We start from the raw sequence: 18423 nt of genomic DNA, 5'->3' as shown, positions 1-18423 counted from the left end.
TGGCATGCCTCGCCTCACATAACCTCAACTTCCCGAACCGCCCGGTGCGGACCCGCACGCCGGGTGGTGTGGCAGGGTGGTGTGGCAGGGGACCGGCCAGCTTGCTGGCCGCCCCTATGCCGATCATGCTTGAAGAGGACCGACCGGTCAGGGCTTGTTGAACATATCCATGATCTGCTTGCGCTCGTCGGTCGTGACTTGCGGCGGCGGCGCGGGCACGGCCATGCCGGCGGGACCGACACCGCCTATCGTCGTGGCGTCGCCGGCCATCGGATTGTTGGTGTCCAGTCCGATGCTCGCGACGAAACCCGCGCCCGGCGTGCGATCCGCGTAGAACATTTCGCCATCGACCGTGGTGATGCCGTCGGGCTTGTCCATCTCCTGCTGCGGAATGTTGCGCAACGCCTGCCCCATGTACTGCACCCAGATAGGCAACGCGAGTTGCGCGCCGAATTCGCGGCTGCCGAGCGTCTTCGGCTGGTCGTAGCCCATCCACGCGACCGCGACGAGTTGCTTCTGATAGCCCGCGAACCAGCCGTCCTTCGCGTCGTTGGTGGTGCCGGTCTTGCCTTGCAGGTCGTTACGCTTGAGCGCGTTGGTGCCCGAACCGGTGCCCTGCGTCGCCACCGTATGCAGCAGGCTGTTCATGATGTACGCGTTACGCGGCTCAAGCGTCTGCGGCGCGTTCTTCGCGGCGGTCAGCGGATCGGTGCGCGAAATCACCGCACCGCGCGCATCGTCGACTTCGGCGATCAGATACGGATTGATGCGATATCCGCCGTTCGCGAACACCGAATACGCGCCGCTCAACTGCAACGGCGTGACGAGTCCCGCGCCGAGCGCGAGCGGCAGATACGGCGGCGTCTTGTCCTTGTCGAAGCCGAAGTTCTTCGTGACGAAATCCTGCGCGTACTGCGTGCCGATGAACGACAGAATGCGGATCGAGACGAGGTTCTTCGACTTCTGAAGGCCGACGCGCATCGACATCGGGCCGTCGGGCTGATCGTCGTCCTTCGGCTCCCACGCGTCGCCGCCGGGCGTCGTCGCGGGGAAATAGAGCGGCGCGTCGTTGATGACGGTCGCTGGTCCCAGGCCCTTGTCGAGCGCCGCCGAATAAATGAACGGCTTGAAGCTCGAACCCGGCTGACGCCACGCCTGCGTGATGTGGTTGAACTTGTTCTTGTTGAAATCGAAGCCGCCGACCAGCGCGCGGATCGCGCCGTCCTGCGGCACCATCGAAACGAGCGCGCCTTCCACTTGCGGCAACTGCGTGATCTGCCAGCCGTCCTTGCCATCCTTCATCAGGCGGATGATCGAGCCCGGCTTGATCGCCAGCGCCTTCGATGCGTTCGAGCGCAGCGTCGCCGCGACGAAGCGCAGACCTTCGCCCGACATCGTCGCGGTATCGCCGCCGACGAATTGCGCGACCACCTGCTTCGGAGTCGCGGACGTCACCACGGCCGACACGAGTTCGCCGTTGTCCGGATGATCGACCAGCGCATCCTCGATGGCTTCGGCGCGATCGTCGGCGCTCGCCGGCAACGCGATATTGCCCTCCGGCCCGCGATAGCCATGACGGCGCTCGTAATCCATCACGCCCTTGCGCACGGCCTTGTAGGCGGCGTCCTGATCGGCGGAATCGATGGTCGTCGTGACCGTCAGGCCGCGCGTGTAGGTCTCTTCCTTGTACTGCGCGTACATCATCTGCCGGACCATTTCGGCGACATACTCGGCGTGCACGCTGTACTCGGTGCCTGACGACTTCGTATGAATCGGCTCGGCGATCGCCTGCGTGTACTGATCGCGCGAGATGTAGTTCAGATCCATCATACGCTTGAGGATGTACGCCTGACGCACCTTCGCGCGCTTCGGATTCACCACCGGGTTATAGGCCGACGGCGCTTTCGGCAGGCCCGCGAGCATCGCGGCTTCGGCCAGCGTCACGTCCTTCAGGTCCTTGCCGAAATACACGCGCGCCGCGGCGGAGAAGCCGTAAGCGCGTTCGCCGAGATAGATCTGATTCATGTACAGCTCGAGAATCTGGTCTTTCGTCAGCGCGCGTTCGATCTTGTACGCGAGCAGCATCTCGTAGACCTTGCGCGTATAGGTCTTCTCGCTCGACAGAAAGAAGTTGCGCGCCACCTGCATGGTGATCGTGCTCGCGCCCTGCGATGCGCCGCCGTGCATCAGATCGGCAACGCCCGCGCGCAGAATGCCGAGAAAGTCCACGCCGCCGTGATCGTAGAAACGGTAATCCTCGATGGCGAGCACCGCTTTCTTCATCTGGTCGGGGATGTCCTGAAAGCGCACGAGGCTGCGGCGCTCTTCGCCGAATTCGCCGATCAGCACATGATCGGCCGTATAGACGCGCAGCGGCACTTTCGGACGGTAATCGATCAGCGCGTTCAGCGACGGCAGATTCGGCTCCATGACGACGAGCGCGTAACCGACGATCAGCGCGCCCACCACCACGCCCGCGCCGACGAGCCCCATGAACCAGAGCGCGATGCGCGTGCCGATCGAACGCTTCGGCGGCTTGCGGCCGTTGCCGCCATTGCCACTATTGCCGCCGCGTCCGCCGTTACCGCCGCCGCGATTGCCACCGTCGTGGCCGCCCGAAGCGTTGCGTGTGTCGTTGCGAGAGTCGTTCCAGCTGGGTTCGCGATCGTGTCGCGTGGAATGCTTTGAGTCGGGTCGTTTGATGATAGGCATGAGTTGAATCGTATGCGCGCGTGCGGCGCGCAATGCTGCCGCGTTCGACGCCTGCGGCGCGCTTGGGCACGGCAGGCAAGGACGGGACGAGCGATGAGCGGACCGGCTTCGACCGAGGCTAACAGCCCATTTTAAAGAATTCGCGCGCGCGACTACGAAACCGGCGTGGTTTTTTTGTAAGTGAATGAAGCGAACGCGCGCGTTCCGCGCCATCCGCGGGCATCGTGCGCGCTATGTGCGGTTACCCACAGTTTATGTTGAGAGCCCTGTGGACAACCCTATGAGAAAATAGGCAAATCGTTGATTGCGCGCCCTTTTTTGTATGCGCTCACACATTGACATGCGGTGCGCCCCACACGCATGCCACGCTGAAAACGATATGATGGATGCATCGATTGCAGGTTCTCTTCCATTTGCCGGCGCACGCCGCCCGCATCCGAGCGAGAACCGCGCGAACCCTGCGGTCAAGACTGTCGCGCCGTTTCATGAATCCGTATTGCCGTTGCAGCATCTCGATGTTTGCAATCGCCTTACTGTTTGCGAGCCGCTCATGACAACCAAACCCAGCGAACGCATCGTAGTTTTCGTGACCCCTGCGCAGAAACTCGCCATCGGCAAGACGGCGGACAACTTAGGCATCAGCGTGAGCGAGCTGATGCGGCGCACGGTGCTCAACTTCAACGCGACGAGCGAGCAGATCAAGGCTGCGGGCATCGTCGACCGTCTGCGCGCGCCCAAGGCACCCGATCCGCTCGATGTCGCGCTGAAAAGCGTCGCCGCCACGGCCGCCGCGCGCGAGGCACGCGAAGCCGCCGCCAGCGCGGCGAAGAACGCTGGCAAACGTCCGGTCAAACCCGCGCCTAAAACGCCGGAAATCTCCGCGCAAAACGATCACGACGACGCCGAAGACTCCGGCGAAGACGCCTGGCTCTCCGGCGACGGACGCTCCTGAACGCCCTATTGTCCGTTCGGCCTGCTTTCTCCTGCCGACGCATGCCGCGCCGTTACACTCCTTAACGTTCGTTAAGCCCGGATTAAGGCGCGGCATGCTCTAATAACCGGGGTATATCCGCCGTCGCTCGCGTGTCATCTCATGCTTGCAATCTAGCGCCACGCGCCTCACATTCATCGCGCGCGGAATGCAGCCGCGGGTCTTCATCAAGGAGAATTACATGTCACTTTTCGATTCCATCTCGCGCACGGTCAAGGGCCTGCTCAACGACGCAACCGACACCATGCAGGACCCCTCGCGCGATGCCCGTCAGATCGTGCGCGAGCTCGACGACAGCATCGCGAAAGCGGAGAACTCGCTGATCGAAATCGAGGCTCAGGTCGCCACGCAGCAAAGCAAGCGCGACGCCGCCGCCGACAAGGCGAAGAAGTACGAAGAAGGCGCCAAGCGCGCCCTCACGTCCGGCGATGAAAGCCTCGCACGCGAAGCGCTCGCGGCACAGGCGAACGCCGAAACGGAACGCGACGCATTGGCCACCGAACTGACCACACTCGTGCCGTCGGTGGATCATCTGAAGACGCAGATCAACGACATGCGTCAGCGTCGTAACGATCTGAACGCGCGCTCGAACATCCTGCAGGCGAAGCAGCAGATCGCGCAGGCCAAGGACACGGCCGCCACGGCGCTCGGTGGCATTGGCGGAAAGAATCTGTCGGAAGACTTCCAGAAGCTCGAAGACAAGATTCAACTCGCCAACGCCCGTTCCGACGCGCGTCTGAATTCCGCCGATCAGAAGTCGGGCAAGGCGCTCGACGACAAACTCGCCGCGCTGAATCGCGGTCCGTCGGTGGAAGATCGCCTGGAAGCGCTCAAGAAGCAGATGAATACGCCGGCGCAGTAAAGATTGTAAGACCCACGCGGGTCCGATCCGTGCGACGCGAGAGCACCGCTCAGGCGCGCCACCCGTCGCACGGATATGCATTACCCTGAGCATCACAGGCTTTACTCGACAGGAGACGGACGTCACCGCGTCCGGCCCGCATCATGAAAAAGACTTTGACGGCAGTCGTTCTCGCGCTGTCACTCGCCTCGCCGCTCGCGTTCGCCGTGCCGACCGTGCAGCAGGTCGAACAGTCGATGACGCAAAGCAACTGGCAACAAGCCGATTCCCAGTTGACCGAAGTACTGAACGCGCATCCGAAGAACGCGCACGCGCATTATCTGTACGCGCAAGTGCTCGATCGCGAAGGCCGTTACGCCGATGCGCTGTCCCAGTTGCAACAGGCGAAATCGCTCGATCCTTCGCTGAGTTTCACCGACGCTTCGCGCTTCGCCGAAACGCAGTCGCGCATTCAATCGCATGCGAGCCGTCAGGGCGGCGGCAACGTCGGCACGCGCTCGTCGAGCACGTCCAATCCGTTCGATCAGCAAGCCGCCGCGCCGCAGAAGCATGGTCCGTCGATGGGCATGTGGATCGGCCTGGCCGTGCTGATCGGCGCAATCGCGATGGTTCTGCGCTGGGACCTGCGCCACGCCCGCGCGCGTGACGACGGTCAGGCCGAAGACGATCGCCGCGCGCAGATCAAGCGCGCCACCGAATTGCTCAACGATGTCCGCTCGCTCAAGCTCGACGTGCGTCTTTCCACCGCGCCGGGGCATGAAGCGCTGCTGAAGGACGTCGAAGGCGCGGAAACGCGTCTGCGCGAAATGGTGGAGGCGCTCTCGAATTCGAAGAATCCGGTGCCGCCGTATGCCGTCGAGGAGATGGAGAAACAGGTCGCGAGTCTGAAGGCGCGCGCCGAAAGCCGTCCCGATCCGAACGCGGCCCAGCCGACCGTGCAAGGCGGATCGCCTTATGCGCAGGAAGCCGAGCGCTTCGGGCGCAATCCGCAACAACCTTATCCGCAGCAAGGGCCGTATCCGCCGCAGCAGGGTCAGGGGCCGGTCATCATCCAGCAAGGCGGCGGCGGGTTCGGCGGCGGCATGGGCGGTTTGTTGACTGGCGTGCTGCTGGGCGAAGCGATGTCGCATGGACGCGATCGGGTCATCGAACGCGATGTGCCGGTGGAGCGTCGCGACGATAACAACGGCGGACTCGACTTCGGCAACAACGGCGGCGGCCTCGACTTCGGCAACGGCTCGAACGACTGGAACGACGGCGGCGGAAGTGGCGGCGGCCTCGATCTCGGCAGCAACGACGACGACAGCTGGCGCGATTCGTAATCCGCGCAAGTGCAAAAGCATCGACACAAAAAAGCCCCGTTTTCACGGGGCTTTTTCATGCGCAACGAAATCACCCCGCTCCACCGAGAAACTTCAGCAAGGCCCACAGAAACTTGAAGAAGCCGACGACGAACTCCCAGATCCGCGCCAGCTGATCCCAGTCGGCAATACGCAATACGGCGTGCAGCATCATGCGGACAAAGCCGCGTCGCGGCAGGTGAAATCGAAACGCATCGGGATTAAAAACCGGGCGGCGCGCGCCCGGCCGTTATCGCAAAATTGGCACGATACCGAATCGCGCGACGCGTCCCGCTTTCACTCGCCCGCCTTCTTCTGGCCGTCCTCGGGCGGCACTTCATCGGTCAACGCTTCTTCCAGACGCTTGAAAATGCGCTTGGTCGCGCCGCGCGGCTGCAAGGCGAACAGCAGCAGCGAGCGGCCCGTTACCTGATACACCTCGCCCGAATCGAACACCGGCAGTTCCTCGCGGATCGGCGCGTTGGTGTCGATGAGACAAATCCACTCGTCGGGACCGGGAATATCCGGCAGCGTGAAATCGACGACATCGTGATACGCCTTCACGACCAGCAGCAACGTCGCATCCGACGCCGGCTTGCGGATACCCGTCGCCTGCGCGCGGCCGTCCATCACCACGCCGAAGCAGCGCATGTTCGGATCGTCCCACTGCTCCTGCGTGAGTTCCTCGCCGGTCGTGCCGAGCCATTTGGCATCGGAGACCTGCAGCGCTTCGTTGTATTCGCCCGTGAGAAAGCGCTGGCGTCGCAGCACCGGAAGCGTGTGACGCAGCGTCGTGAGCTTGCGGACGAAATCGGTCAGCGCGAGCCCTTGTTCGTCGATATCCCAGTTCACCCAGCTGATGTCGTCGTCCTGGCAATAGGCGTTGTTATTGCCCTGCTGCGTGCGGCCGAATTCGTCGCCGGCGAGGATCATCGGCGTGCCTTGCGAGAACAGCAGCGTCGCGAGCATGTTGCGCTTCTGGCGTTCGCGCAGCGTGCGGATGTCCTCGTCGTCGGTCGGACCTTCCGCGCCGCAATTCCACGACTTGTTGTCCGAATGACCGTCCTTGTTGTCTTCGCCGTTGGCCTCGTTGTGCTTCTCGTTGTACGACACGAGATCGTTGAGCGTGAAGCCGTCGTGCGCGGTGATGAAGTTCACGCTCGACCACGGCCGGCGTCCGCGCTTGTTGAACTTGTCGCCGAATGCGGTCATGCGCGTCGCGAGTTCGGGCGATTCGCCCTCGTCGCCCTTCCAGAACGCGCACACCGTGTCGCGATAACGATCGTTCCTTCCGCCCAGCCCGGCGGGAAACCGCCGACCTGATAGCCGCCCGGACCGCAATCCCACGGCTCCGCGATCAGCTTCACGCTCGACAGGATCGGGTCCTGACGGCAACTGTCGAGGAAGCCGCCGCTTTCGTCGAAGCCGTACGGCTCGCGGCCGAGAATGGTCGCGAGATCGAAACGGAAGCCGTCGACGTTCATCTCCGTCACCCAGTAGCGCAGGCTGTCGGTGACCATCTGCAGCACGCGCGGATGCGACAGGTTGAGCGTGTTGCCCGTGCCGGTATCGTTGATGTAGTAGCGCGGTTCCTCCGGCATCAGCCGGTAATACGAAGCATTGTCGATGCCGCGGAACGACAGCGTCGGCCCGCGCTCGTTGCCTTCCGCCGTGTGGTTGTACACGACGTCGAGAATCACTTCGAGGCCGGCTTCGTGCAGGCGATCGATCATCTCCTTGAACTCGGCGAGCGCGCCCGCGCCGCGTGCGAAAAAGCGCGGATCGGCGGCGAAGAAACCGATCGTGTTGTAGCCCCAGTAATTCGTCAGGCCCTTGTCGAGCAGATAGCTGTCGTTGACGAACGCGTGAATCGGCAGCAGTTCGACCGACGTCACGCCGAGACTCTTGATGTAGTCGACCACTTCCTTCTGGCCGAGTCCGTCGAAGGTGCCGCGCATGTTTTCGGGCACGGCGGGATGACGCTTCGTATAGCCGCGGACATGCGTTTCGTAGAAGATCGTGTGCTCCCAGGGCACGCGCACGCGCGTCGGGTGCGTCCAGGTGAAGGTCTGATCGACCACCTGACACTTCTGCATGAAAGGCGCGCTGTCGCGTTCGTCATAGGTGAGGTCGTCGCCTTCCGCGTCGAGCGTGTAGCCGAACACGGCCGGATCCCACTTCAGTTCGCCGACGTGCGCCTTCGCGTACGGATCGAGCAGCAGCTTGTTCGGATTGAAGCGATGGCCGTGTTCCGGCTCGTACGGCCCGTGCACGCGATAGCCGTACACGGCGCCCGGTTCGAGGCCTTGCACATAGACGTGCCAGACTTCATCGGTGAATTCGGGCAGTTCGATACGCTGCGTTTCCTGCTCGCCTTTTTCGTCGAAAAGACACAGTTCGACCTTGGTCGCGTGCGCGGAAAACAGCGCGAAATTGACGCCCTTCCCGTCCCAGGTCGCGCCAAGCGGAAACGGAGAGCCTTCGGCAATGCGGAGTTCGTTGGGCATGAGATGATGTGTTCGAATGGTTGACGCTCGCTGCGTCGGCGTGAAGCAACTTGGCTCGGCATTGCGCCGCATGAAGCGGATCGAAAGGAGCAGGATGCGTGCCCGCGAGAATTCAGGCGCGCGGGCCGCTTCGCGAGACGTCGACGCGGGACGTCGCACTCGCCGAACTCGCGTCGAGCGGGCATCGCGTGTAAAACCTTCCTGACGCGTTCACATCCGGCTCGACGCACGTCAGAGCCGACCCGAAGTCACCTCGCGGAAAAGGAGAACACGCTTGTCCACGCGCCCTGGTTCCGCCCCGGCGGCTTCATCCGCCCAGTCCTCCGGCACCGCCGACGACAGCCGCGCCGCCGGCCGCGCGCTGCGCGATGCCGTCGCCTTCGATGCGCACGGCGCCTGGCAGCCCGAGCCGGATCGCCCCGATCCCGTCGAGCGCGTGCTGGCCGGCAACGCGGGCCGTCAGGAGCGGCTGATTCCGCTGCGCATGGCCGAATCGCCGTTCGCGTTTTTGCGCGGCGCGGCGACGGTGATGGCCTGGGATCTCGCCAAATCGCCGTCGATCGGCCATAACGTGATCATCGACGGCGACGCGCATATCAATAACTTCGGCCTGTTTCATACACCGCGTCAGGAAGTCGTATTCGATCTGAATGACTTCGACGAAACGCTGATCGGGCCGTGGGAATGGGACCTGAAGCGGCTGACGGCAAGCATCAACGTGGCCGCGCGCGAAAACGGCGTGGACGCCGCCGGGCGCGATCGCGCGGTGCGCTCGTCGTGCGCGGCGTATCGCGCGATGATGGCGCAGCTCGCGCAAATGAGCCCCTACGACCTCTGGCAGATGCGCTCGTACGGCAGCGCCGGGCGCATCGACACGCCGGTCAAGCTCGACAGCGAGAAAAAGGCGACCATCGAAAAGACCGTGGAACGGGCGATGAAACGCACGCACGCCACCATGCTCGCGAAGGTCGCGGAACCGGCCGGCAAAGGCTGGCGCGTCAAGTCCGATCCGCCGATCCTCACTGAACTCGACGCCGCCGAAAAGAATCACGTCGTCGACGGGCTGAAGGCGTATCTGCAAACCATCGCGGGCGAATGGCGGATGATGCTCGAACGCTACGACGTCGCGGATGTCGCGCATCGGGTGGTCGGCGTCGGCACGCGTGCGTATCTCGTGCTGATGATCGGCCGCGCGCATGGCGATCCGCTCTTCATGCAGGTGAAGGAAGGCATCGTGCCGGCCGCCGCGCCCTTCGTGCCGCCGCTGGACGAACCGTATCGGCATCAGGGTCGGCGCGTGGTGCATGGTCAGCGTCTGATGCAGAGTTCGTCCGATGCGCTGCTGGGCTGGACCACCATCTCCGGACGCGATTTTTACGTGCGTCAGATGAAGCAGATTCGCGGCTCGATTCCGCTCGACTGGCTGCACGGCGCCACCTTCGATTACTACGCGTGGTGCCTCGGGCTGCTGCTCGCGCGCGCCCACGCCCGCACCGGCGACGCAGCGCTGATCGCGGGCTACTGCGGCAATTCCGACAAGCTCGACGCCGCCTATGCGATGTGGGCCGAGCGCTACGGCGCACAGACTGTCGCCGATCACGCGGCGTTTTGCGCGGCGATCAGCGTCGGACGCGTCCCCACGGCCTGACCGAAAACACGCCCGTCCGCCGAGCACGCCGGCGGACGAATCGCGCGCGAAACGACTATCATTGTTCTGTCGCCAAAGCGAAACGTCGCGGCGTCACGCTTCGGCGCGTTCGTATGCATTCATACGAATGGCATAGCCCTTGCTGCCCCGCCTGCTGCTGCTTTGACTCAATAATTTTTTTTCCCGGACTTTAACTGGAGGAAGCCGCGCATGAGCATGATTGACGAATTCAAGGCATTCGCCCTCAAGGGCAACGTGATGGACCTCGCGGTCGGTGTGATCATCGGCGGTGCGTTCTCGACGATCGTCAACTCCGTTGTCAAGGATCTCATCATGCCGATTGTCGGCCTGGCCACGGGCGGGCTCGACTTCTCCAACCTATTCGTTCGCTTAGGGCAGATACCGCCCAGTTTCAAAGGCAATCCCGGTTCATATAAGGACCTGCAGGGCGCGGGCGTGGCCGTGCTCGGCTACGGTTCGTTCATCACGGTAGTGATCAACTTCATCATCCTCGCGTTCATCATCTTTCTGATGGTCAAGTTCATCAACAATCTGCGCAAGCCGGCAGAAGCCGCACCCGCGCCGGCCGCGCCGCCGGAAGACGTGCTGCTGCTGCGCGAGATTCGCGACGAGTTGAAGAAACCGCGTGTCTGATCGTCGGAATCGGATGTGATCGCTCGGCCGGCGCGCGCTCCCGCAAGCCGGCCGATTCGCAAGCTCTGCACAATTTTGTCTGGTATAGGCTGTCGTTTCCGCCGGAACCCATGCGAAATGCACCGGTCCGTATCGATAGACAGCGGGGATGCAGCGTTTTTTTGGTGTGCACGGCCGCTTTTTTCTTCAGAGAGGGTGGCCGCATGGGGTTCAGCAGGACTATTATTGAGACAGAAGCTCAGAGGGGATGCCAGCGGGCCGCCCAAAGGTCGACGGCTCGATTCATGCGCCTGAAGACGCACTGGTGAGAAACCGGTCGTGCGTTCGAAGGTTGCGAATCACCGTGACCTGATCACATCGATGCGCTATAAAAGATCGACGTGCGGCACGCAAGACGGGAGTGGCCGCATGAGGACGCTGCGTTTTTTGCAATTCTTTTTCAGGCGAGTTTTTATGTCCTTCCCGAAAAAGCGTAAACGCGTGAAGGCTGATGGCGACGAATCTTTTCTCGCCGTGCTACGGCATTTCAAGCCGTTCGGCCAGCTCGACACCAAGATAGCCCGCGCTCGTGCGCAGGACGAATCGGTGCTGTACGCACATGTGCTACCGGGGCTCGATGTCCTGTTGTGCAGCGTGCGCGGCGCCCAGCCGCCGTATCCGGCGATCGACGAACTGCATCGGCGCTGCGTCGAATCCATTACCAACGCGCTCGAGCAACCGCTCGACGGACTCGAAAACGGCGGCTACTGGTACAAGGCCAACGGCTTCGGCTTCCTGGTGTTCGCCAGCCGCGCCCGAACGCAGATTCTGAGCGAATTCGGCGCAACCGTTTCCGCGCGCCGCCGTCGCGGAACGCGTCGTCAGGATGCCGGCGACGCCGCCTCGCGTCCGCTGCGCTAGATTCTTCCCACTTGCCCAATGTGCCCGTCGTTCCTCGCGTCACTTGCGAGGAACGCGGCTGCCTCTGGCATTCCCCAGTTTCGTCATCGCGCTTTCCTGCCTTTAATGGAAGCGCATTGTGTCGTTCCCTTTTGCAGACTCCGGTTCGGGCGGCGCTTGGCGCATGACTTGCTCAGGTCATCTCATGACGCCACCGGCCGACCGGCCATCACTACAAGGAGAACATCATGTCGGAACACGTCTACAAACAGATCGAACTCACCGGTTCGTCGCAGCAATCGAGCGATGACGCCGTGCGCATCGCGCTGAGCAAGGCCGCCAAGACCGTACGCAACATGCACTGGTTCGAAGTGACGGAAACGCGCGGACATATCGAAGACGGCAAGATCGTGCACTGGCAGGTGACGATCAAGATCGGACTGCGTATCGACGATTGATTGGTTTGTCCACGGCATAAAAAAACGCGCCTCGTTGCAAGACGAGGCGCGTTTTTACTTCGGGAGCGTGCGTGCTTACTTCGGCAGCGAGCCGTCCACGCCTTCCACGTACCAGTTGATGCGTTGCAGTTCCGGATCGGTCAGCGTCTTGCCGGCCGGGACTTTTTCCGCGCCCGACTGATCCTTGATCGGGCCCGTGAACACGTCCCATTTGCCGGCGTGCAGTTCGTCGCACTTGGCGGCGACGGCCTTCATCGCGTTGGCGGGAATCGCGCCGCTGTTCAGGTCTTCCAGATCGACGGCCTTCTGCGGCATGCCGAGCCACACCGGATCGTTCTTCCACTTGCCGTCGAGCACTTGCTGGATCACGGCGTTGTAGTAGACGCCCCAGTGCGCCACGACCGAACCGAGATGCGCGTTCGGGCCGAACTTCTTCATGTTCGAATCCCAACCGAACGCGAAGACGTGCTTCTCGTTGGCCGTGTTGAGCGTGGCGTTCGAGTCGGTGTTTTGCAGCAGCACGTCCGCGCCCTGCCCGATCAGCGTTTCCGCCGCCTGCTTTTCCTTGCCCGGATCGAACCAGCTGTTGATCCAGATGACCTTCTTGGTGTGAACCTTCGGATTCACCGAACGCGCGCCCATCGTGTACGTGTTGATGTTGCACACCACTTCGGGGATCGGCACCGACGCCACGAAGCCAAGCGTGTTGGTCTTCGTCACATAGCCGGCCGCGACGCCCGCGAGATACGCGCCCTGATACATCCGGACGTCATAGGTGCCGAAGTTCTTCGCCTTCTTGTAGCGGGTGGCGGTCAGGAAAGTCGTGTCGGGAAAATCCTTCGCGACTTTCAGCGCGAAATCCTGATAGCCGAAGCTGGTCGCGAAGATGATCTTGTTGCCCTTGTTGGCGAGATCGCGGAACACGCGTTCCGAGTCGGCCGATTCGGGCACGTTTTCCACGCGCGTGATCTTGATCTTGCTGCCGTATTTCGCCTCGGCTTCCTTGCTGCCGGCGTCGTGCGCGAACGTCCAGCCTGCATCGCCCGGATTGCCGAGGTAGACGAAGGCGACGCCCGGCGCATCCGCCGCCTGCGCGCTCAGCGCGGCGACGGTGGCGGACAGTGCGACAGTTGCCGTGATCGCCTTCAGCCATGATTTATTCATTGTGGTTCTCTCCTGGTCGATGTTGTTACTGAAACTCGATGCTTCGTGAAGGAGTTTCGTCGGTCAAAAATATGAGCGAAACGCCCGTGCTGCCTCGGTACAACACTCCGCGCGACTCGATCAGCTCGATGCGAAAAACGGCTTGCCGAGCGATGCGGGCGCGTTGAGCTTGATGGTGTTCGGATTGCGCGAGATCAACACCAGCACGACGATGGTGGCGATATACGGCAGCATCGCGACGAACTGCGTCGGCACCGGCACGCCGATGGCCTGCGCGTAGAACTGCAGCGCCATCACCGCGCCGAACAAGAGCGCGCCGATGATCAGACGCCCCGGACGCCACGTCGCGAACACGACCAGCGCCAGCGCGATCCAGCTGCGTCCCGACGTCAATTGCTCCTGCCAGACGTGCAGATAGACGATCGAGTAATAACCGCCCGCGACGCCCGCCATCGCGCCGCCGAACAGCGTCGCGCCGTAGCGCACGCCCACGACGGGAAAGCCGACCGAATGCGCCACGGCCGGCGATTCGCCGACCGAACGCAGCACCAGCCCCGCGCGCGTCTTGTAGAGAAACCAGCCGATCGCGATAAACATCAGGAACGCGATATAGCCGAGCGGATCGAGCGAGAAAATCGCCGAGCCGAGCACGGGAATCTTGGAGAGCGCGGGAATTGGCATCACGTCGATGGTCGCGCGCACGGCGGCCGACGTGTACGGCTTGCCCACATACGCCGAAAATGTTCAGCGACAGGCCGGTCGCGACCTGATTCGCGAGCATCGTGATGGTGAGAAAGCCGAACAGCAGCGCCATCAACAGGCCCGCGACGATCGACGCGAGAATGCCGAGCCACGGACTGCCGGTGATGGACGTGACGGCGTAACCGGTGACGGCGCCCATCAGCATCATGCCTTCGACGCCGAGATTGAGCACGCCGGATTTTTCGGCGACGAGTTCGCCCGCGCCCGCGAACATGAGCGGAATGGCCGCGATCACGGCGCTCGAAGCGAGATTGCTGGCTTGATTGATATCCATGATCTTCTTAAACGGCGTGATGGGCGGGCGAACGGCGCTTGACGCGGTAATTCACGAACAGGTCGCAACCGAGCAGACAGAACAGCAGCAGGCCCTGAAACACGCCCGCGAGCGCTTGCGGCAATTGCAGCGACGTCTGCACCGCTTCGCCGCCGAGATACAGCAACGCCATCAGCAGACTGGCCAGCACGATGCCCACCGGATGCAACCGCCCCACGAACACGACGATGATCGCCGTGAAGCCGTAGCCCGGCGACCAGCCCGCCTGAAGCTGTCCGATCGGCCCGGCGACCTTCGCCATACCCGCGAGTCCCGCGAGGCCGCCTGAGAGCAGCAGCGAGGTCCAGATGGTCTTCTTGTCGGAGAAACCCGCGTAGCGCGCGGCCAGCGGCGCGAGACCGCCGACGTTCATGCGGAATCCGGCGAAGCTCTTGCGCATGAACACCCACACGCACGGAATCGCGATTACCGTCAGGAACACGGACGCGTTGATCCGCGTGCCCTTCAGAAACGTCCAGTGCCAGTCGCCGTAGAGGCGCGGGAACAGCGCGTCGTCGACGAACATCGCCGAGATCTGGAAATTCATGCCTTCCGGATCGCGCCACGGACCGCTGACGAGGTAGATCAGCAGTTGCGTGGCGACGTAGGTCAGCATCAGGCTGGTGAGGATTTCGTTGGTGTTGAAGCGGCTCTTGAGCAGCGCGGGAATCGCCGCCCACACCATGCCGCCGATGACACCGCCGATCATCATCAGCGGCAGCGTCCACCAGCCGGACGCATCGCCGAAATGAATCGCGATGCCGCCCGCGAAGATGCCGCCGAGCAGCATCTGCCCTTCCGCGCCGATATTCCACACGTTCGCGCGATAGCCGACCGCGAGGCCCAGCCCGATCAGGCACAACGGCGACGCTTTGAGGAAGAGCTCCGACCAGCCGTTCACCGACGACAACGGGTCGATGAAGAACGCGTGCATCGCCCGCAGCGGGTCTTGTCCGACCACGCTGAAAATCAGGAAGCCGATGACGAGCGTCGCCACGGCGGCGACCACGGGCACGGCAAGCTGCATCGCGCGCGACGGCGTGGGCCGCGCTTCGAGTCTGTAAGGAAAAGTCATCGTCGTTACTTCGAGAGAGTGTCGATTTCGGCCGCTTGCGCGCGCTTGCCTTCGAAAAGCCCGGCCATGAAGAGGCCGACTTCCTCCGCGTTGGTCTCGCTGGTCTTGCGCACCGGCAACAGCTTGCCGCACGCGATCACGGCCAGCCGGTCGCAGATGTCGAACAGTTCTTCCAGTTCCTCGGAGATGACGAGAATCGCGACGCCGCGCGCCGACAGATCGAGTAATTGCTGACGGATAAAGCCCGCCGCGCCGACATCGACGCCCCAGGTCGGCTGCGCGACGACAAGCACCTTCGGCTCCTGCAAAATCTCGCGCCCGACGATGAACTTCTGCAAATTGCCGCCCGACAGGCTTTGCGCAAGCGCGCCGCTGCCGCCGCAGCGCACGTCGAACGATTTGATGCAGCGGTCCGCGAACGCTTTCACCGTGTTCGCCCTGATCCAGCCGCCGCGCACCATGTTTTCGCGATGCGCGGTCAGCAGACCGTTGTCCGCCAGCGACATCGCGGGCACCGCGCCGCGGCCGAGACGTTCTTCTGGCACGAAGGCGAAGCCGAGACGGCGTCGGCCGCCTGCCGTGAGACGCGCGGCCGGTTTGCCGCAGATCGACACGGCGTCTGGCGCGACGTGCCTGTCGCGGATTTCGCCCGACAGCGCCGCGAGCAATTCCGCCTGCCCGTTCCCCGACACGCCTGCGATGCCGAAAATCTCGCCCGCGTGGACATCGAGCGATACGTTGTCGAGCGACGTGCCGAACGGATCGTGACTCGCCACCGAGAGACTTTTCACCGCCAGCCGGATATCGCCCGGACGATGCTCGCGGCGCGTGTAATCCGGCAGCGAATGGCCGACTATCAACTGCGCCAGCGACGCGTGCGTTTCCTTGCGCGGATCGACGTTGCCGGTGACGCGGCCGCCGCGCATCACCGTGGCGTTTTCGCACAGTGACTGGATTTCATCGAGTTTATGGCTGATGTACAGGATGCTGCAGCCTTCGGCGGCGAGGCGGCGCAGCACCTTGAACAGCTTCTGGACAGCCTGCGGCGTCAGCACGGAAGTCGGCTCGTCCATGATCAGCAGCCGCGGATTCTGCAGCAGGCATCGCACGATTTCGACGCGCTGGCGCTCGCCGACCGTCAGGCTATGCACATGGCGTTGCGGATCGACGTCGAGCCCGTAATCCTTCGACACTTCGCTGATGCGTTTTGACAACGCCTTGATATCGAACTCTTCATCGAGCGCGATGTTTTCGCCGACCGTCAGCGTCTCGAACAGCGAAAAGTGCTGAAACACCATGCCGATGCCGAGTTTGCGCGCCGCCGCCGGGCTGCCGATCTCGACGGCTTCGCCCTGCCAGCGGATTTCGCCCTCGTCCGGACGCACGGCGCCATAGATGATCTTCATCAGCGTGGACTTGCCCGCGCCGTTCTCGCCCAGCACGGCGTGGATTTCGCCCGGCATGACGACGAGATTCACGCCATCGTTCGCCTTGACGGACGGATACTGCTTGCTGATGCCCGACAACGCCAGGCGCGGTGGCGTCGTCGACGTTTGGATGGCGTCGCCCGTGTGTTCACTTGATGCGCGCGGCCACCGAGCAGGCCACGCAGGGAAAAATTACCGCTCGTGAGCGAAGACGCGCTCAGGTCGCGCACACTCATGTCGCGGACGGAATTTACAGAATTCGAGACGCTAAGTCGATAACTCAAAATTATGCGTGGATCCCCGCTCAGCCAATATTTGCGGGTAACTCACACCTTGACGTAATTTCCGTGTCATATTAAAAATGTTATGTAGTTCCCATGCATCGATCAGCCAGAACATATAGTGGAGATAACATGAGTCAGCAACGCGAGGCGATCGATACGTATTTATTGCGCGTCTTGCATACCTTGCTGATGGAGCGCAGCGTCACGCGCGTGGCCGTCAAGCTCAATCAATCGCAACCGGCGATCAGCGCCGCGCTGCGCCGACTGCGGGATATCACCGGCGATCCGCTCCTTGTACGCGGAAAATCCGGCATGGTGCCCACCGAATACGGGTTGCGCCTGCTCGAACCGACGCAGAACGCGCTGCGCGAAATCGAGCGCATCAAGGGGCAGCAGCACAACTTCGATCCTTCGACTTCGGTGCGGTGTTATCGCATCGGGTGTCCGGATTACCTCAACGTGCTGTTCGTGCCGACCGTGGTCGAGCGGTTTCGTCAGGCGGCGCCGAACGCGACGCTCGAGTTTCATTCGCTCGGGCCGGCGTTCGACTACGAGCTCGCGCTCGAGGACGGCAAACTCGATATCGTCGTCGGGAACTGGCCGGAACCGCCCGAGCAGTTGCATCTGTCCAATCTGTTCGTCGACAAGATCGTCTGTCTCGTCAGTAACACGCATCCTTTTGCCAAGCGTGGCGGGCTTACGCTCGATCAGTATCTGAATGCGCCGCATCTTGCACCTACGCCTTATTCCGTTGGGCAGCGTGGGGCGATCGACGTGAATCTCGCGCGTGAGCGGTTGAAACGGCATGTCGTCGTTACCTTGCCCTACTTCAATCTCGCGCCTTACGTGCTCATCAAGTCCGATCTCGTGTTCACCACGACGCGGCTTTTTGCCGATCACTATGCGCGGTTCTTGCCGCTTGCTGTCGTGCCCGCGCCGCTTGATTTTCCGCCTATGCAGTATTACCAGCTTTGGCATGAGCGGTGTCATTATTCGGACGAAGTGCGGTGGTTGCGGGGGCTGGTTGCTGAGGCTACTCGGTCGTTGATTGATCAGCCTTGACTTCGTGTTTGTTCTTTCGTGCTTTCTTTGCAGTAGCCGCCTTCCCGGTGGAGGGGTCACTTTCTTTGCGGCGGCAAAGAAAGTAACCAAAGAAAACCGCTTTTTTCGGCACCAGTTACTTCTTCGAGCTACCGCGCTTGCGATGCTTTCGTGGATCGGCTCTAGGCTCTGTTCACATTTGAAGAAATGTGTTTACATCTCATCTTTTGCGTAAGCGATCAAGATGAGTCGAATGTTGCTGACCGATGAGATATGGGGACGACTGGAGTCCATTGTTCCGGGTAA

The 18423-nt window shown here is 62.3% G+C and carries 13 protein-coding genes and 2 pseudogenes; 8 read left to right on the top strand and 7 right to left on the bottom strand.

Annotated elements, in window-relative coordinates; translation table 11 throughout:
* Nucleotides 1-147 precede the first annotated feature (147 nt).
* The gene (locus BVER_RS17705) at nucleotides 148-2712 is read right to left on the bottom strand and encodes a penicillin-binding protein 1A (RefSeq protein ID WP_050454435.1); all 2565 of its coding nucleotides are present in this window, start codon (nucleotides 2710-2712) and stop codon (nucleotides 148-150) included.
* A gap of 550 nt (nucleotides 2713-3262) precedes the next feature.
* Between BVER_RS17705 and BVER_RS36300 the strand changes: the two genes are divergently transcribed.
* From BVER_RS36300 to BVER_RS17690, 3 genes are all read left to right on the top strand, one after another.
* A complete protein-coding gene (locus BVER_RS36300; RefSeq protein ID WP_050454434.1) occupies nucleotides 3263-3664 on the top strand; it encodes a plasmid mobilization protein in 402 nt (133 codons plus the stop codon).
* 220 nt (nucleotides 3665-3884) lie between these two features.
* Nucleotides 3885-4565: a PspA/IM30 family protein gene (locus BVER_RS17695; RefSeq protein WP_050454433.1), complete on the top strand. Its 681-nt coding sequence runs from the start codon at nucleotides 3885-3887 to the stop codon at nucleotides 4563-4565.
* Between the two features lie 143 nt (nucleotides 4566-4708).
* Entirely contained in the window at nucleotides 4709-5887 is a 1179-nt protein-coding gene (locus BVER_RS17690; protein ID WP_050454432.1) for a tetratricopeptide repeat protein, read from the top strand.
* 70 nt (nucleotides 5888-5957) lie between these two features.
* On the opposite strand, the gene BVER_RS35260 is transcribed toward BVER_RS17690, so the two are convergent.
* Nucleotides 5958-6080 (bottom strand): hypothetical protein, encoded by a 123-nt coding sequence (locus BVER_RS35260; RefSeq protein ID WP_269750772.1) that lies wholly within the window; start codon nucleotides 6078-6080, stop codon nucleotides 5958-5960.
* A 122-nt stretch (nucleotides 6081-6202) separates the two neighbouring features.
* A pseudogene (glgX, locus tag BVER_RS17685) lies at nucleotides 6203-8412 on the bottom strand (glycogen debranching protein GlgX).
* A 274-nt stretch (nucleotides 8413-8686) separates the two neighbouring features.
* On the opposite strand from glgX, the gene BVER_RS17680 reads away from it, so the two are divergent.
* The 4 genes from BVER_RS17680 (at nucleotide 8687) to BVER_RS17665 (ending at nucleotide 12051) form a co-directional block, all read left to right on the top strand.
* Nucleotides 8687-10060 carry a DUF2252 domain-containing protein gene (locus BVER_RS17680; protein ID WP_050454431.1) on the top strand — a complete coding sequence of 458 codons (1374 nt, stop codon included), beginning with the start codon at nucleotides 8687-8689 and terminating at the stop codon, nucleotides 10058-10060.
* A 210-nt stretch (nucleotides 10061-10270) separates the two neighbouring features.
* On the top strand, nucleotides 10271-10714 hold the full coding sequence (gene mscL, locus BVER_RS17675) for a large conductance mechanosensitive channel protein MscL (RefSeq protein ID WP_050454430.1): 444 nt from the start codon (nucleotides 10271-10273) through the stop codon (nucleotides 10712-10714).
* 408 nt (nucleotides 10715-11122) lie between these two features.
* Nucleotides 11123-11614 carry a hypothetical protein gene (locus BVER_RS17670; RefSeq protein ID WP_050454429.1) on the top strand — a complete coding sequence of 164 codons (492 nt, stop codon included), beginning with the start codon at nucleotides 11123-11125 and terminating at the stop codon, nucleotides 11612-11614.
* 227 nt (nucleotides 11615-11841) lie between these two features.
* Complete coding sequence (locus tag BVER_RS17665; protein WP_050454428.1) at nucleotides 11842-12051, top strand: dodecin; 210 nt, start codon at nucleotides 11842-11844, stop codon at nucleotides 12049-12051.
* Nucleotides 12052-12126: 75 nt separating this feature from the next.
* Here BVER_RS17665 and BVER_RS17660 read toward each other — a convergent pair whose 3' ends face one another.
* From BVER_RS17660 to BVER_RS17645, 4 genes and pseudogenes are all read right to left on the bottom strand, one after another.
* The gene (locus tag BVER_RS17660) at nucleotides 12127-13215 is read right to left on the bottom strand and encodes a BMP family ABC transporter substrate-binding protein (RefSeq protein WP_050454427.1); all 1089 of its coding nucleotides are present in this window, start codon (nucleotides 13213-13215) and stop codon (nucleotides 12127-12129) included.
* A gap of 120 nt (nucleotides 13216-13335) precedes the next feature.
* Nucleotides 13336-14251, bottom strand: a pseudogene (locus tag BVER_RS17655) (ABC transporter permease).
* Between the two features lie 7 nt (nucleotides 14252-14258).
* The gene (locus BVER_RS17650) at nucleotides 14259-15365 is read right to left on the bottom strand and encodes an ABC transporter permease (protein ID WP_050454426.1); all 1107 of its coding nucleotides are present in this window, start codon (nucleotides 15363-15365) and stop codon (nucleotides 14259-14261) included.
* A 5-nt stretch (nucleotides 15366-15370) separates the two neighbouring features.
* Nucleotides 15371-16897, bottom strand: a complete 1527-nt coding sequence (locus BVER_RS17645) for an ABC transporter ATP-binding protein (RefSeq protein ID WP_370444263.1) — start codon at nucleotides 16895-16897, stop codon at nucleotides 15371-15373.
* A gap of 308 nt (nucleotides 16898-17205) precedes the next feature.
* Here BVER_RS17645 and BVER_RS17640 point away from each other — a divergent pair, with 308 nt between their 5' ends.
* Nucleotides 17206-18138: a LysR substrate-binding domain-containing protein gene (locus BVER_RS17640; protein ID WP_050454424.1), complete on the top strand. Its 933-nt coding sequence runs from the start codon at nucleotides 17206-17208 to the stop codon at nucleotides 18136-18138.
* The last annotated feature ends 285 nt before the right edge of the window (nucleotides 18139-18423 follow it).

Origin of the sequence: Candidatus Burkholderia verschuerenii (assembly GCF_001189365.1) — a bacterium.
GTDB lineage: Bacteria > Pseudomonadota > Gammaproteobacteria > Burkholderiales > Burkholderiaceae > Caballeronia > Caballeronia verschuerenii.
Note: the sequence above shows the minus strand (reverse complement) of the source record. Positions and strands in the feature narration are given on the sequence as shown.